The 15,706-nt window shown below is 63.5% G+C and carries 13 protein-coding genes; all 13 read right to left on the reverse strand.

Annotated elements, in window-relative coordinates; genetic code table 11:
• Nucleotides 1-17: 17 nt before the first annotated feature.
• The gene (ftsA, locus tag NKJ40_RS05250; protein ID WP_352465141.1) at nt 18-1,325 is read right to left on the reverse strand and encodes a cell division protein FtsA; all 1,308 of its coding nucleotides are present in this window, start codon (nt 1,323-1,325) and stop codon (nt 18-20) included.
• Entirely contained in the window at nt 1,322-2,263 is a 942-nt protein-coding gene (locus NKJ40_RS05255) for a cell division protein FtsQ/DivIB (RefSeq protein WP_352456163.1), read from the reverse strand. The genes ftsA and NKJ40_RS05255 overlap by 4 nt, the downstream gene beginning before the upstream one ends.
• Entirely contained in the window at nt 2,251-3,177 is a 927-nt protein-coding gene (locus NKJ40_RS05260; RefSeq protein ID WP_292664390.1) for a D-alanine--D-alanine ligase, read from the reverse strand. The genes NKJ40_RS05255 and NKJ40_RS05260 overlap by 13 nt, the downstream gene beginning before the upstream one ends.
• Nucleotides 3,178-3,483: 306 nt before the next feature.
• On the reverse strand, nt 3,484-4,449 hold the full coding sequence (murB, locus tag NKJ40_RS05265; RefSeq protein ID WP_352465143.1) for a UDP-N-acetylmuramate dehydrogenase: 966 nt from the start codon (nt 4,447-4,449) through the stop codon (nt 3,484-3,486).
• Nucleotides 4,446-5,852, reverse strand: a complete 1,407-nt coding sequence (gene murC, locus NKJ40_RS05270) for a UDP-N-acetylmuramate--L-alanine ligase (RefSeq protein ID WP_292664387.1) — start codon at nt 5,850-5,852, stop codon at nt 4,446-4,448. The genes murB and murC overlap by 4 nt, the downstream gene beginning before the upstream one ends.
• Complete coding sequence (murG, locus tag NKJ40_RS05275; protein WP_352465145.1) at nt 5,849-6,976, reverse strand: undecaprenyldiphospho-muramoylpentapeptide beta-N-acetylglucosaminyltransferase; 1,128 nt, start codon at nt 6,974-6,976, stop codon at nt 5,849-5,851. The genes murC and murG overlap by 4 nt, the downstream gene beginning before the upstream one ends.
• A 1-nt stretch (nt 6,977) precedes the next feature.
• Nucleotides 6,978-8,129, reverse strand: a complete 1,152-nt coding sequence (gene ftsW / locus NKJ40_RS05280; protein WP_352465146.1) for a putative lipid II flippase FtsW — start codon at nt 8,127-8,129, stop codon at nt 6,978-6,980.
• Nucleotides 8,129-9,529, reverse strand: coding sequence for a UDP-N-acetylmuramoyl-L-alanine--D-glutamate ligase (murD, locus tag NKJ40_RS05285; protein WP_352465147.1), 1,401 nt, complete (start codon nt 9,527-9,529; stop codon nt 8,129-8,131). Before murD ends, ftsW begins: the two co-directional genes overlap by 1 nt.
• 8 nt (nt 9,530-9,537) lie before the next feature.
• A complete protein-coding gene (gene mraY, locus NKJ40_RS05290) occupies nt 9,538-10,620 on the reverse strand; it encodes a phospho-N-acetylmuramoyl-pentapeptide-transferase (RefSeq protein WP_023676767.1) in 1,083 nt (360 codons plus the stop codon).
• Between the two features lie 24 nt (nt 10,621-10,644).
• Nucleotides 10,645-12,078, reverse strand: coding sequence for a UDP-N-acetylmuramoylalanyl-D-glutamyl-2,6-diaminopimelate--D-alanyl-D-alanine ligase (locus NKJ40_RS05295; RefSeq protein WP_352465148.1), 1,434 nt, complete (start codon nt 12,076-12,078; stop codon nt 10,645-10,647).
• Nucleotides 12,075-13,529, reverse strand: coding sequence for a UDP-N-acetylmuramoyl-L-alanyl-D-glutamate--2,6-diaminopimelate ligase (locus NKJ40_RS05300; RefSeq protein ID WP_352465150.1), 1,455 nt, complete (start codon nt 13,527-13,529; stop codon nt 12,075-12,077). Before NKJ40_RS05300 ends, NKJ40_RS05295 begins: the two co-directional genes overlap by 4 nt.
• A 54-nt stretch (nt 13,530-13,583) precedes the next feature.
• Nucleotides 13,584-15,329: a peptidoglycan D,D-transpeptidase FtsI family protein gene (locus NKJ40_RS05305; RefSeq protein ID WP_352465151.1), complete on the reverse strand. Its 1,746-nt coding sequence runs from the start codon at nt 15,327-15,329 to the stop codon at nt 13,584-13,586.
• Nucleotides 15,326-15,703, reverse strand: a complete 378-nt coding sequence (gene ftsL / locus NKJ40_RS05310; protein ID WP_352465152.1) for a cell division protein FtsL — start codon at nt 15,701-15,703, stop codon at nt 15,326-15,328. The genes NKJ40_RS05305 and ftsL overlap by 4 nt, the downstream gene beginning before the upstream one ends.
• Nucleotides 15,704-15,706: the final 3 nt, after the last annotated feature.

Below are 15,706 nucleotides of genomic sequence, written 5' to 3' on the forward strand. Positions count from 1 at the left end.
GGGCTGTCCCCGTCAAATTAAAAACTGTCTCTCAACCACTGACTCATTCGATGCAGTTTTCCGCCTGTTCCGGTCATCCGAAGACCGGAAATTCCCTTCGCCGGACGGCTCTCGAAGCTCGCCATCTGCGGGTAGATCAGAAGCCCGACGGGCGTCGAAAAAGCCGGTCCCTTGGCCGCCTCGGGCAGGCCTGCCACGCCAAGCGGGCGGCCAATGCGCACATTGCGGCCGAGAATGCGGCGTGCTGCTTCGGGCAGGCCGGCAAGCTGGCTGGCGCCGCCGGTCAGCACCACACGCTTGCCGACCGCGTTGCCGTAGCCGGATTTGTTCAGCCGGTCGCGCAGCAATTCCAGCGTCTCGTCGATGCGGGCGCGGATGATGCGCGTCATCACCGAGCGCGGGATCTGCAACGGCACCTCGCCGTCCTCGCCGATCGGATGGATGGAAACCAGATCGCGATCATCGGCGCGGCCGGGCAGCGCCGAGCCGTGCATCACTTTCAGCCTTTCGGCGGCATCGAGCGAGGTCGACAGGCCTTTGGCCATATCCAGCGTGACGTGGTTACCGCCGATCGCGATGGCGTCGCCATGGACGAACTTGCCTTCCGAAAATACCGAGATCGTCGTCGTGCCGCCGCCCATGTCAATGCAGGCCGCGCCCATTTCGAGCTCGTCGTCGACCAGCGCGGCAAGCCCGCTGGCATAAGGCGTCGCTACCATGCGCTCGACCGACAGATGCGAGCGGTTGATGCAGAGCTCCAGATTGCGCAAGGGCGCCGCGTCGCCTGTCAGCACATGCATGTCGACGCCAAGCTGGTCGCCAACCATGCCACGCGGATCGCGCACACCGCGCTCGGCATCCAGCGAAAAGGCAACGGGAAGCGAATGGATCACCTCGCGCTCAGCCCGCAGCGCCTGCTTGGCACCGGCGGCAAGCACGCGCTTGATGTCGGCCTCGTCGGCCTCATGGCCGCCGAGATTGATGGTGGCCGAAAAAGCCTCGCTCTTCAGCCGGCCGGCAGTCATGTTGACGATCAGCGAATCGACCGTCAGTCCCGCCATGCGTTCGGCGGCGTCGACGGCAAGACGGATGGCGTGCTCGGCACGGTCGAGATCGATGACGACGCCCGATTTCACGCCTTGCGATTTCTGGTGGCCGATGCCGATCACCTGGACGCGATGCGAGCGTCCGCGCAGCAGCTTGCCATCATCGCGCGGCTTGAGTTTGGCCACCACGCAGCAGACCTTGCTGGAGCCGACATCCAGCACCGTCAGGATGCCGGACCGGCGCGACGAGGCATCGCTATTGCCGCCAAGCCAGCTCATATCTTCGTCTCCGGCTTGCGCTTCAGCATCTTGGGTTTTTCGTCGAGCGCGGCTTGGCGCTGTGTCGCCGCTTCCGGCGTCAACTGGACGACCAGACGATCGGAAAGGCGCATGTCGACGGCGGCGATGTCGCGCGTCAAAAGCCCGTTCTCGTGGTCCATCCTGACCAGGTCGGCAATCGCCTGATCCTCACCGTCTTCGGGAAGCTTGATCGTGATGCCGTTTTCAAGCTTGAGATCCCAGCGCCGTTCGCCGATGCGGATATAGCCCTTGATCCGCGCGGCAAGCTCCGGATAATTCTTGATCTTGGCGAGGAAATCCGGCGCTTTGGCCGGTGCGCCGGTGCCGATGATCAGCGGCAGCAATATCTGCTTGCCGCCGGAGAACGGCGCAATGACGGTGCCGGATTTCTCGATGACCGAAAGCGCGCTGCCTTGCTGCCACAGCGCGAACGGCTCGCGCTCCTCGACGCGCACTTCCAGCGTATGCGGGTAGACCTTGCGCACTGCCGCGGCTTCGACCCAGGGCAGCGTGGTGATGCGTTCGCGCGCGGCTTCGGCATCGAAGCCGATCAGCGAGGTCCAGCCGTCGAGTTCCAGCCTGTCGAGAATATCGATCTCGGACGTTTCGCGGTTGCCGACGACCTTGACCTGGTCGACGGCAAAGCCGGTGCGGGCGGTGACACTCTGGACGATGGCGTCGGAATATCCGCCGAGATAGGCGCCATAGGCACTGCTCGAAACAAGCAGTGCCGCCGACAGCATGGCAGCGCAATAGGGCGGCGCTTCGAAGTCGCCCTCGCCGAGGCGCGCCAGCACGCGCACCGGCCGGCGGAGCAGGCGCGGCAGCACGAAATGGTCGAACGACAACGGCATGCCGAACAGCGCCGGCCCGGCCGCGCCCTTCCCCTTGCCCTGTCCCCACTTCAACGCAGACACGAAGCGTCCTCCACCATCCAACTCAACAAATCGCCGAACGAGTGTCCCGCTTGCGCGGCGATTTCCGGCACCAAAGACGTCGGCGTCATGCCCGGCTGGGTGTTGACCTCGAGCCAGACAATTTCGCCGTTTTCGGAGTGACGATCGTCATAACGGAAGTCCGACCGGGAAACGCCCCGACAGCCGATAGCTTGGTGAGCCTTGAGCGTCAGTGTCTGTATTTTTTGGTAAATATTCGGTGAAAGTTTTGCCGGGCATTCGTGTTTTGATCCTCCCGCGACGTATTTTGAATCATAGTCGTAGAAGGAATGGCCGGTCGGGATGATCTCGCAGACACCGAGCGCCACATCGCCCATCACCGCGCAGGTCAATTCCCGCCCGTGCACATAACGCTCGACCATCACCGTATCGCCATATCTCCACTCGGACGAGCCGATGATCTGCGGTGGATGCGACTGGCCTTCATGAACGATGACGACACCGAAGCTCGACCCTTCGTTGACCGGCTTGACGACATAGGGCGGCTTCATCGGGTGCTTGTTCTGGATGGCGAAGCGATTGGCCACCTTCGATTCCGCCACCGGAATGCCGGCCGCCTTGGCGACCTTCTTGGCCTGCTCCTTGTTCATCGCGAGCGCCGAGGCAAGCACGCCGGAATGAGTGTACGGAATGGCGAGGTACTCGAGGATACCCTGGATGGTGCCGTCCTCGCCGAAAGGGCCGTGCAGCGCATTGAAGACGACGTCAGGCTTGAGCGCGCTGAGCACCGAGCCGATGTCGCGCGAGACGTCGACGCGGGTGACCTGGTAGCCCTCTCCCTCGAGCGCATCGGCGCAGGCTTTACCCGACGACAGGGACACGGGCCGCTCGGACGAGAATCCCCCCAGAAGGACGGCCACATGCTTGCTTGTCATTCCCCGTCATTTCCTCTCACAGCAGGCCTGCACCATCGTGCATGCCCCGAAAAGCATCGCGCGCACTCAAATGCGCCCGAGCAACTTCGCTCCCGCAACATTGAGTCCGAGTCTCCCGGCAGGTTGCCCCCCAGACGGAAACGCGAGTAACGCGTCGAAACGACTCAAATCAGGAAACGCTTCAGGGCAGAGAATCAGAGAGTTGATTCGCTGGCAAGTGCTTACGATTCCGATGGATTCACTTTCCGCAAAAACGGCAGCAAAATGTGAATTCATGAGTCCGAAAGGCAACGGCGGTCGGCTTGCCTAAAGCAACTGCCCGAGAAATTCCTGGACGGCATGGCCCGGCCGAAAATTACCGATGCGCTTGATCTCCCACTGCAACCGGATGCCCGATCTTTCGAGCACACGCGCACGCACCGTCTCGCCGAGATATTCAAGCTCGTAGCCGGTGGCCGTTCCGGTGTTGATCATGAAGTTGCAATGCATCGGCGACATCTGCGCCCCGCCGACCATCAGGCCGCGGCAGCCGGCCTTGTCGATTTCCTTCCAGGCCGAGGTGCCTTCGGGATTCTTGAAGGTCGAGCCACCGGTCTTTTCGCGGATCGGCTGCACGGTCTCGCGATGGTTCTGGACAGCATCCATCGCGGCTTTGATCGCCGCCTTGTCCGCCGGAACGCCTTCGAACAGCGCCGATGTGAAAATCAGCCCGGACGGCGCCGCTGAATGGCGATAGGCATAGCCCATGTCGGCATTGCTCAGCGTATGAACATTGCCCTTGCGATCGAGCGCCCGCACCTCGACCACACGCTCGCGCGTCTCGACGCCATTGGCGCCGGCGTTCATTCTCAGCGCTCCGCCAATGGCGCCGGGAATGCCGTGGTAGAAATGAAAGCCACCGATGCCGGCCTCATAGGCGACGGCCGCAAGGCGCTTGTCGGGTGTCGCGGCGCCCGCCTTGATCGTGGTCGGCGCAATCACTTCGGTCTCGCCAAAGCCTTTGGCCGAAAGCCGGATGACGAAGCCCGCAATGCCGCCGTCACGGACAAGCAGGTTCGAGCCGACGCCGACGATGGTCAGCGGAATTTCCTCCGGCACCGCCTTCAGGAATGCGGCAAGATCGTCCTCGTCGGCCGGCTGGAACAATGCGTCCGCGAGCCCGCCGGCTCGAAACCAGGTGATCTTGTCCATTTCGGCATTGGGCGTGATGCGGCCGCGCAGTCCGGCAAGCCGGTCGCCAAGTTTGTCGATCAACGCCTGGCCGCGCATCATGAGATGGTCCCGCCGAGTTCCTTGGGCAGCGCATAGGCCCATTGGGTGATGTTGCCGGCACCGAGGAAGACGACGAAATCGCCCGGCTTCGCCACCTCGCGCACGATCGGCGCAATCGCCGCCGGACCTTCGATGTAGCGTGCGTCGCGATGGCCGCCGGAGCGGATGCGCGACACCAGTGCGTCGGACGTAACGCCGTCGATCGGTTCCTCGCCGGCCGCATAGACGGGCGCCACCATTACCGTATCGGCGTCGTTGAAGCAGACGGAAAACTCGTCGAACAGATCGCGCAGCCGGGTGAAGCGATGCGGTTGGGTAACGGCGATGATGCGGCCCTTGGTAGCGCTGCGCGCAGCCTTCAGTACCGCCGTGATCTCGACCGGATGATGACCGTAATCGTCGAACACATCGACACCGTTCCACGAACCGGTATGGGTGAAGCGCCGCTTGACGCCCGCGAAGGACGACAGACCCTTCTTGATTGCCTCAGCCGAAAGGCCGAGCTCATGCGCGACGGCAATCGCCGCCGTCGCATTGGAGACATTGTGGCGCCCGGGCATGGGCAGCCGCAGACCTGATATCGTTATCTGGCCGTGCGTCTTGCGGTCGCGGATCACCACGTCGAATTCCGAGGTCGGGCCGTCCATGCGGTGATTGGTGAAGCGCACGTCGGCCTGCGCATTTTCGCCATAGGTGATGACGCGCCGGTCCTCGATGCGGCCGACCAGCGCCTGCACCTCGGGATGGTCGGTGCACATCACGCCAAAGCCGTAGAACGGCACATTCTCGACGAACTGGCGAAACGCCTCGCGCACTTTGTCGAAGGAGCCGTAATGGTCGAGATGCTCGGGGTCGATATTGGTGACGACGGCAATCTCGGCCGGCAGCTTGAGGAAAGTGCCGTCGCTCTCGTCGGCCTCGACCACCATCCATTCGCCGTCGCCCATGCGGGCATTGGTGCCATAGGCATTGATGATGCCGCCATTGATCACCGTCGGGTCGAGCCCGCCGGCATCGAGTAGCGTCGCCACCATCGAGGTCGTCGTCGTCTTGCCATGCGTGCCGCCGATCGCCACCGCTTGGCGGAACCGCATCAGTTCGGCCAGCATCTCGGCGCGCCGCACGATCGGCAGCAACTTCTCTCTCGCCGCCTTCAGCTCCGGGTTGGATTTCTTGATTGCGGTGGAGACGACGACCACTTCGGCCTCGCCAAGGTTTTCGGCCTGGTGGCCGACGAAGCATTCGATGCCCTTGTCGCGCAGCCGCTGCACATTGGCGCTGTCGGCCTGATCGGATCCCTGCACCTTGTAGCCGAGATTGTGCAGCACCTCGGCGATGCCGCTCATGCCGATGCCGCCAATGCCGATGAAATGCACGAGGCCGATCGTCTGTGGCATCTTCATGCGTGCGTCTCCTTCCTGAATTCCGAAACGGATTTCCTGGACGCAATAGCCTCTGTCAGATCGGCGAGCAACCGCGCTGCGTCCGGTTTACCGGACGATTTCGCCGCCGCAGCCATCGTCGCCGCCCTGCCTGGATCATCCATCAGCCCGCCGACAAGCGCAGCGATCCGCTCCGCCGAAAGCGTGGATTGCGGATGCACCTCGGCGCCACCCGCTGCGGCAAGGGCGGCCGCATTCGCCGCCTGGTCGTGGTCGAGCGCGTGCGGATAAGGCACCAGCAGCGCCGGCCTGCCGATCACCGCGATTTCCGATACGGTCGACGCGCCGGAGCGCGACATCACCAGATGCGCCGCCGCGAGCCGCGCCGCCATGTCGGTGAAGAAGGGCGACACCTCGGCCTCGATGCCAAGCGCAGCATAGGCGGCTTTCACCCGCGTCACATCGTCGGCGCGAGCCTGCTGCGTGATCGCCAGTCGCCTACGCTGTGCATCGGAAAACCGGGCGATCGCCGCCGGCACCGCATCGGAAAAGAACTGCGCGCCCTGGCTGCCGCCAAACACCAGAAACTGGAACGGCTCTTCGTCGGCCGATGCAGCATAGGGTGTATTTGCCGCTTCCAATACTTGCGGCCTGACCGGATTGCCGGTGGTCACCGTCTTGGCGCCAGTGGCACTGATGTCTTCCGGCAGGAACCCGCCGGCAACGGCGTCGACGCGGCCGGCGAGCGCCCGGTTGGCGCGGCCCATCACCGCATTCTGCTCGTGGATCAGCGTCGGCACCTTGCGCCGGGTCGCCGCGTAAAGCGGCGGCAGTGTCGGATAGCCGCCGAAGCCGACCACGATGGCGGGCTTGATGCTGGCGATGACGGCCGATGCCTGCCTAACCCCGCGCCAGATTTTCCAAAACGCGGCGAGCATGGCAAAAGGATTCTTCGAGCCCATCGTCGCCGACTGGATCGGATGGATGGCGGCCGCCGGGAACTGCCCGGCAAAGCGCTCGGCACGGTCGTCCGTCGCCAGATGCACCGTCCAGCCGCGCCTGGTCAGTTCATGTGCCAGCGCCTCGGCCGGGAACAGATGTCCACCCGTTCCGCCTGCCGCCAGAAGGATAACCCCCTTCGCCATCTCACTCCGCCGGCATCGCACGCGGCGACGGCATGAACCCCAGCTGCTTGCGCTTTTCCGGGCGCTTGCGCGTCAGCGCCAGCACCATGCCCATCGAGATGGCGATCGCGATCTGCGAAGAGCCGCCGTAGGAGATGAACGGCAGCGTCATGCCCTTGGCCGGCATCAGCTGCAGATTGACGGCCATGTTGATGACCGACTGCAGGCCGAAGACCGTGACCAGGCCGCCAACCGCGTACCGCGTGAAATCGTCCTGCTCCTTGAGTGCCGTATTGAGACCGCGCAGCACGATGAAGCCGAAGATGGACATGATGAAGAAACACATGATCAGCCCGAATTCCTCGCCGGCGACGGAGAAGACGAAGTCGGCATGGCTGTCGGGGATGACCCGCTTGACGGTACCCTCGCCCGGCCCGACCCCGAACCAGCCGCCATTGATCAGCGCCTCGCGGCCCATGTCGACCTGGAACGTGTCGCCCTCACCGGTCATGAAGCGGTCGATGCGGCCGGCAACGTGCGGGAACACCGCATAGGCGGCGAACACGCCGCCGACGCCTGCAGCACCCAGCGCGACGATCCACAGCCACGGCAACCCGGCCATGAAGAACATCACCCCCCAGGTGCCGAGCACCAGCATGGTTTGCCCCAGGTCAGGCTGCGCCACCAGCAGCGAGATGACCAGCGCAAGCAGCAACATGGCGAACAGATTGCCCGGAATGTCGGGCTGGCGCTTGTGCTCGGCAAACAGCCAGGCGCAGATGATGACGAAGGCCGGTTTCAGGAACTCGGACGGCTGGATCGACAGGCCTGCAAGCGACACCCAGCGCCGCGCGCCCTTCACCTCGACGCCGATATAGAGCACCGCCACCATCAGAAACAGCGTGATGCACAACATAACAAGCGCCATGCGCCGGATCTGCCTGGATTCAAGAAAGGAGACGGCCAGCATCACGCCAAGAGCGGGGATGGTGAAGATGATCTGGCGTGTGGCGAAGTGGAAACTGTCGAGCCCGATGCGCTCGGCCACTGCCGGGCTTGCGGCGAAGGACAAAACGATGCCGAGCCCCATCAGCGACAGGAACGCTGCCAGGAACCAGCGATCGATTGTCCACCACCAGGTCGCCACAGGGCTTTTGTCGAGACGGCTTTGCATTATCGTGTCCCTCCGATGGGCTTCACGCCATCAATGGCGGTTACGGCTTGCCTGAACGCCTCGCCGCGGACTTCGAAATTCTTGAACTGGTCGAAACTGGCGCAGGCCGGCGACAGCAGCACCACTGCCTCGCCGCTACTATCCCTGGCCGCATCGCGGGCGGCGTGTTCGACCGCCGCAGCCAACGTGCCTGATATCTCGTAGGGCACCGCTTCGCCCAGCGTCGCGGAAAAGGCCGGTGCGGCTTCGCCGATCAGATAGGCCTTGGCAATACGCGGGAAGAAGCCGCGCAACGGCTCGATGCCGCCCTCTTTCGGCAGGCCGCCGGCAATCCAGTAGATACGCGCAAAGCTCGACAGTGCTGGTGCAGCGGCATCGGCATTGGTCGCCTTGGAATCGTTGACGAACAGCACATGGCCCTTGCGGCCGACCTGCTCCATGCGGTGCGCCAGCCCCGGGAAACTCTCCAGTCCGGACTGGATTTCGCCGAGCTCGAGCCCGACCTTGAGGCAGGCGGCGGCGGCGGCCAGCGCATTCTGCGCATTGTGCTGGCCGCGCAACGAGCCGATGCCTTCGAGGAAGGCGACCCGGCTGTAGCGGCCGTGCACGGCTTCCATCAGATTGGTGCCGTCGGCGAAATAGCCGTCGGTCAGCGGCAGGCGCTTGGAGATCCGAATGACCTGCCGGCCCGCTCGCTCCAGCCGATCGGCGATCTGGGCGCACGAGGAATCGTCGACACCGATGATTGCCGTCTCGCTGCCGGCCACCAGCCGCTCCTTGATCGAGGCGTAGTGCTGCATCGTGCCATGGCGGTCGAGATGGTCCGGCGTCAGATTGAGCAGCACACCGGCCGTCGGATTGATCGAGGGGGCAAGATCGATCTGGTAGGAAGAGCACTCAACCACGTAGTGCCGCTCAGGCTGCGGCGGATCCAGCGTCATCACCGCGCGGCCGATATTGCCGCCCATCTGCGTGTCGCGCCCGGCGGACTGAAGGATATGCGCCGTCAGTGCCGTGGTCGTCGACTTGCCGTTGGTGCCCGTAATGGCAATGAAAGGTGCTGCCGGTGCCAGCAGCATCCGCTCGCGGCAGAAAAGCTCGATGTCGCCGATGATCTCGACGCCTGAGCCCCGCGCCAGCTCGACGGTCCAGTGCGGCTTGGGATGCGTCAGCGGCACGCCGGGCGACAACACGAAGGCCGAGAACCTCGCCCAGTCCGCGCCGCGCAGATCCGCTGTCGTGATGCCGAGCGCACCGGCCTTGGCGACGCTGTCGGGATTGTCGTCCCAGGCCAGCACATCCGCGCCGCCCTCGATCAGCGCGCGCGCCGTAGCGATCCCCGAGCCGCCGAGCCCGAAGAGCGAAACGCGCTTGCCTGAAAAGGATGCTGCGGGGATCAAGCGGCCTCCTATCTCAGCTTCAGGGTCGACAGGCCGACCAGCGCCAGGATGACGGCGATGATCCAGAAGCGGATCACCACCTGGCTTTCGGTCCAGCCGAGCTTTTCGAAATGATGGTGGATCGGCGCCATCAGGAAGACGCGCTTGCCGGTCATCTTAAAGTAGCCGACCTGGATGATGACCGAGAATATCTCGACGACGAACAGGCCGCCGACGATGACCAGCACGATCTCGTGCTTGGTCGCCACCGCGACCGTGCCGATCAGCCCACCCAGCGCCAGCGAGCCGGTGTCGCCCATGAAGATCGCCGCCGGCGGCGCATTGAACCAGAGGAAGCCAAGCCCGGCGCCGATCACCGCTCCAAGGACCACCGCAAGTTCGCCGGTGCCGGGTACGAAATGAATCTGCAGATATTCGGCGAACACTGCATTGCCGGAGAGATAGGCTATGACGCCGAAGGATGCGGCGGCGATCATGATCGGCACTATCGCCAGCCCGTCGAGGCCGTCGGTCAGGTTCACCGCATTGCCGGCGCCGACGATGACGAAGCACGAGAACGGGATGAAGAACCAGCCGAGATTGACGAGAAACTCCTTGGCGAAAGGGAATGTCAACGATGACGAGAAGGGCGCCTGGCCGTTGTGCATGATCACCCAGGCGGCGATGCCTGCGATGACGAATTCGAGCCCCAGCCGCGCCTTGCCGGAAAAGCCGAGATGCGATTGCTTCGTCACCTTGAGGTAGTCGTCGTAAAAGCCGATCGAGCCGAACCCCAGCGTCACCAGCAGCACCACCCAGACGTAGATGCTCGACAGGTTCGCCCACAGCAGCGAGGAACCGACGATGCCGGACAGGATCATCAGTCCGCCCATGGTCGGCGTTCCCGCCTTCTTGAAATGCGTCTGCGGCCCGTCGGCGCGGATCGGCTGGCCCTTGCCTTGCCGCAGCCTCAGCGAATTGATGATGGTCGGTCCGAAGATGAACACGATCAGCGCCGCTGTGATCAGCGCTCCGCCGGTGCGGAATGTTATGTAGCGGAAGACGTTGAAGACCGAGATCTTGTCCGCAAATTCGACGAGCAGTGTTAGCATGCGCTTGCGTCCCCCGGACCGATCCTAGGTCTGTCTGCTGGTTGTGGCTTCCGCCGGAAACTTGCCGAGCAACGCCTCGACCAGCTTTGAAAAGCCTATGCCCTTCGACGATTTGATCATGACCACGTCGCCGGGCTTCAATTCCGATAGAAGAACCGGTTTCAGATCTTCCGCGCCGGCGCGGTATTCCGTCTTGATCTCGCCGGGCAAAACGTCGGCCAGCGCCCGCATTTCCGGACCGCCGAGAAAGACCGTGCGCGTGTCGGTGCCGACGATCAGGTCGGCAAGCGCGGCATGCAATTTCGCCGAATGGCTGCCGAGCTCGAGCATATCACCGAGCACGGCAATGCGCCTGCCCTCGCCCGACACCGGCGTTGTGTTGAGCAGCGCCATTGCAGCGCTCATCGACGCCGGATTGGCGTTGTAGCTCTCGTCGATCAGCGTGATCGGCCCCTTTGGGTGACGCAACACATAGCGCTTGCCGCGTCCGCGTTCGGGCGAAAGATCGGCCAGCGCCTGTGCCACCCTGGTGACGTCGGCGCCGACCAGATGCGCGGCACCAAGCACTGCCAGCACATTCTGCACCATATGGCGACCCGGCGCGCCGATCCTGGCGACTATCTCGTGCCCGCCAATCTTGGCGGTGATGACCGAGTGATCGGCATTGAGCTCGCATTTGATCAGTTTGAAGGTCGCCCGGGCATTCTCGCCGAACCCGTAGACATGCTCGACGCCGGCCTCTTTGGCCATCTTCTCCAGCAGCTTCCAGCGCGCATCGTCGCGGTTGAGAAGGGCGGCGCCACCGGGCTCCAGTCCCTCGAAAACCTCTGCCTTGGCCTTGGCGATCTCGTCCAGATTGCGGAAGAAGCCGAGGTGAGCGGCCGCGATCAACGTAACGATGGCGACATGCGGCCGGACCATCTTGACCAGCGGCCGGATCTCGTCGGGATGGTTCATGCCGATCTCGAAGACGGCATAGTCGCAATCCTGCGGCATGCGCGCCAGCGTCAGTGGCACACCCCAGTGATTGTTGAACGACTGGGCCGATGCATGCACGGTACCGACCGCGGATAGAGCGTGGCGCAGTGCTTCCTTGGTGGTGGTTTTGCCCGCCGATCCGGTCACGGCAATCACCCTCGCCCTTGAGCGCGAGCGGGCGGCAACGCCGAGCTTTTCCAGAGCGACAAGCACGTCCTCCACGACGATCATCGGTGCCGTCAGCCGCCCCAGCGACGGCAACTTGCCCTCGGCGACGACCAGCACGCCGGCGCCCGCCTTGATGGCGGCGGTGACGAAATCATGGCCGTCCATGGCCTCGCCCTTGATGGCGAAGAAAGCGTCTCCCGTCTGCAGGCTGCGGCTGTCGATGGAAATGCCGGCGATGCCTTCAGGCATCGGACCGAGCGGCCGGCCATCCATGGCGGCAACCAGCGCCTCGGAGGTCCACAGATAGCTCACGCCGCTTGCTCCCGCAGCGCCAAGCGAACTTCCTCATGATCGGAAAAATGCAGCGTCTCGGTGCCGATGGTCTGGCCTTCCTCATGGCCCTTGCCGGCCACGATCAGCGTGTCGCCAGCGTGAAGCATCCCGACCGCCTCGTGGATGGCCTTGCGCCGGTCGTCGATCTCGATGGCGCCAGGTGCGGCCTCCAGGATCGCGGCGCGGATCGTCTCGGGTACTTCCGAGCGGGGATTGTCGTCGGTGACGATGACGACGTCGGCCAGTCTTGTGGCGATCTCGCCCATGATCGGCCGCTTGCCCCGGTCGCGATCACCGCCGCAACCGAATACGACGATGACGCGGCCGGTGGTAAAGGGGCGCACCGAAGCCAGCACGTTTTCCAGCGCATCCGGCTTGTGCGCGTAGTCGACATAGACGGGTGCGCCATTGGCAGCCGTCCCAACGAGGTCGAGCCGCCCCGGTGCACCCTTCAATTTCTCCAGCGCCATCAACGCCTTGGCAACAGATGTTCCAGTCGAAATGGCGAGGCCCGCCGACACCAGCGCATTGGCGATCTGGAAGTCGCCGGCCAGCGGCAAGTCGACTTCATGGAGAACGCCGTCAACTTCGACCTCGGCGCGCTGGCGGTGGCGCTCGTGCTCGACCCGCTTCAGCCGCAGGAAATCGCCGTGGCGGCCGACCGTCAGCACGTTCAGTCCCGCTGCCCGCGCCGCCTTGATCGTCGGCTCCGACCACGGGTCATCGGCAAAGATGATGGCCGGCGCGCCCTTCGGCAGCAGCGCGTCGAACAGACGCAATTTGGCGCGATGATAGTCCTCGACCGTCGGATGATAGTCCATATGGTCGCGGCCGAGATTGGTGAAGCCGCCGGCCGCAAGCTTGACGCCGTCGAGCCGGCGCTGGTCGAGGCCATGGCTGGACGCTTCCATCGAGGCGTGGGTGACGCCGGCCTCCGCCAACTCCTTGAGCAGCCTGTGCAGCGCCACCGGATCCGGCGTGGTCAGCGAGCCATATTCGTTGCGGCCCGGCGCAACCACACCGGTCGTGCCGATCGAAGCGGCGACCAAACCCGCCTGCTCCCATATCTGCCGGGTGAATGCGGCGACGGAGGTCTTGCCGCTGGTGCCGGTCACCGCGACCATGGTTTGCGGTTGCTTGCCGAAAAAACGGGCAGCACTCAGCGCCAGCGCAAGGCGCGGATCGTCTACGACAAGAACCGGAACTGGCAGCCCGGCGACCGCACTGCCCTTGCCGACCACGATCGCTGCAGCGCCGCGGCTCGCGGCATCGGCTGCATAGGCTGCGCCATCCGCCTTGGAGCCGGTGAGCGCGAAAAAGACGACACCCCGTGTCACCTGGCGGGAATCCGACGAAATCCCTGTAACCTCCATGTCGAAGGAAGCTGTCCCCTCGACAGGCAGGATACCGGCTAGATTTTTCAGCTTCATCGAACCCCGTTCATCGCAACAAAATAGCGCGCAGTTACCGGCGCGCCCCAAGAATCACTGATAGGAAACCAGCGTTGCACCATTTTCATGGCTGAAATCTGGCTTCACGCCAAGCATGGAAGCCGCACGTCGGATGATGTTTGCAGCCATGATGCCCGCGTTCGAGGCGGCCGTAGCACCCATGCCGGGCTTTTCCGGCTTCGGTTCGTCGGCGATCGTAAGCACTATGTATTGCGGATCGTCCATCGGGAAAGCCGCAACGAAGGCGTTGAAATTCTTTTCCTTCGAGTAGCGGCCGTTGACGACCTTCTCCGCCGTTCCCGTCTTGCCGCCCACCCGGTATCCTGGCACCCGTGCATTGCGGCCGGATCCCTTTTCGGCATTGAGTGCATAGAGATAGCGCATGCCCTCGACGGTCTTGTCGCTGACCACTTTCTTGGCCACCGCCATCGCCTGCTCCTGCGTGCGCGGCAGGAATGTCGGGTCCATCAGATAGCCGCCATTCATCAGCGCGGCGCAGCCGACCGCTGTCTGCAGCGGCGTCGTCGACACACCGTGGCCGAAGGCGATAGTGATCGAATTGACCTGCTTCCAGACCTTGGGCTCGGTCGGCCGGGCGACTTCCGGCAGTTCGGTCTGCATCTTCTCGAGGATTCCCAGGCGATGCAGGAATTCGCGGTGTCCGTCGATGCCGACCGCTTCGGCTTCCTTGGCAGAGCCAATGTTGGAGGAATAGATGAACACTTCCGGCACCGATAGGACCCGGCCCTTGCCGTGGAAATCATGGATGGTCTGATGGCCGATCCTGATCGGGCGCGACGCATCGAAGCGGCTTTGCAGCGTTATCTTGCCGGAATCGAGCGCCATGGCGGTGGTGAAGCTCTTGAAGGTCGACCCCATTTCATAGAGGCCAGCCGACATACGGTTGAGCCGGTCCTTGTCCTGCGCGTTATAGGGATTGTTCGGATCGAAATCCGGAACCGAGGCCATCGCCAGCACCTCACCGGTCTTGACGTTGAGCACGACGGCGCCCGCCGCGATCGCATGGTATTTTTCCATGCCGGTGGCGACCTCGTCACGCAGGATATGCTGGACGCGCAGGTCGATCGAGAGCTGCACCGGCTTCAAATCCTTGGCCACCGCCAGACCCGACGCCTGAAGATCGCTCAAGCCCTGTTCGTCGATGTATTTCTCCATGCCGGAGATGCCCTGATTATCGATGTTGGTCAGGCCGACAATGTAGGACGAGGTTTCGCCGGCCGGATAGAACCGGCGCTTTTCGGTGCGGAAGCCGAATCCGGGGATGCCGAGCTGCATGATGTCGGCCTGCTGCTTCGGCGTCAGTTGCCGCTGCAGCCAGACGAAGCCGGCGCCGCTCTTCAGCTTGTTATATGTCTGCTCGTAGTCGATCTCGGGAAGCACCGTCGACAGCTTTTCGATCGCCTCGTCGGCATCGACGATGCGGCGCGGCTCAGCAAACAGCGACGCGGTCTTGATGTCGGTCGCCAGCACTTCGCCGTTACGGTCGACGATGTCTGGTCGCGATGCCGTCACCCGGCTCTGTGGCCCGCCCGACAGGTCGGGATTCTGGAAACCAAGATAGACCAGCCGCCCGGCAATGGTCGAATAGATACCGAAGAACACCGCCATCGTCATGACGATGCGGGTCCTGCCCTTGCCACCGGTCGCCTTGCGGGCGCCTTCGACCACGATCGATCCGCCCGCACCGGGCTTCGAACCGCGCTGCAGCAGCCTCCCAACCTTTGGAAATCTGGCGGCGATTGGAAATCCGGTGATCATTGGACGATGCCTCCGGTCAGCACGGGGTCCTTGCCGCCGACATCGGCCATGCCGCCCAGCCGCTGGGATGAAAGGTCCTCGATGTTGACGGGTTTCGCCGGCAGATCGTCCAGCCCGACGATCTGCCGCGCGTTGACCGGCTCGAGTCCGAGTTGCGATTTGTAGATTTCGGTGAGCTTCTGCAGGCGCGACGGCTGGGTAAGCAGGCTCCAGTCCGCCTTGAGCAGGTCGATCGTGTCCTCTTCATAACGGATCTGCGCCTGGATCTTGTGCACTGCCGCCAGTTGCTCCTCGGCCTCGCGCTTGGTCTTGTAGGTCAGGGCAGCCGCCGAAACCATGACGGCGATCAGGACTATGTCGCTGGTACGAAACACGTG

This window comes from Mesorhizobium sp. M0119 (assembly GCF_040322615.1).
Classification (GTDB): Bacteria; Pseudomonadota; Alphaproteobacteria; order Rhizobiales; family Rhizobiaceae; genus Mesorhizobium.

Bases quoted from the DNA above. Each gene is read 5' to 3' on its own strand.
- ftsA (WP_352465141.1), bottom strand. From the start codon at position 1,325: ATGAGCTGGCTTGGCGGCAATAGCGATGCCTCGTCGCGCCGGTCCGGC.
- NKJ40_RS05260 (WP_292664390.1), bottom strand. From the start codon at position 3,177: ATGACAAGCAAGCATGTGGCCGTCCTTCTGGGGGGATTCTCGTCCGAG.
- murB (WP_352465143.1), bottom strand. From the start codon at position 4,449: ATGATGCGCGGCCAGGCGTTGATCGACAAACTTGGCGACCGGCTTGCC.
- murC (WP_292664387.1), bottom strand. From the start codon at position 5,852: ATGAAGATGCCACAGACGATCGGCCTCGTGCATTTCATCGGCATTGGC.
- murG (WP_352465145.1), bottom strand. From the start codon at position 6,976: ATGGCGAAGGGGGTTATCCTTCTGGCGGCAGGCGGAACGGGTGGACAT.
- ftsW (WP_352465146.1), bottom strand. From the start codon at position 8,129: ATGCAAAGCCGTCTCGACAAAAGCCCTGTGGCGACCTGGTGGTGGACA.
- mraY (WP_023676767.1), bottom strand. From the start codon at position 10,620: ATGCTAACACTGCTCGTCGAATTTGCGGACAAGATCTCGGTCTTCAAC.
- NKJ40_RS05300 (WP_352465150.1), bottom strand. From the start codon at position 13,529: ATGAAGCTGAAAAATCTAGCCGGTATCCTGCCTGTCGAGGGGACAGCT.
- NKJ40_RS05305 (WP_352465151.1), bottom strand. From the start codon at position 15,329: ATGATCACCGGATTTCCAATCGCCGCCAGATTTCCAAAGGTTGGGAGG.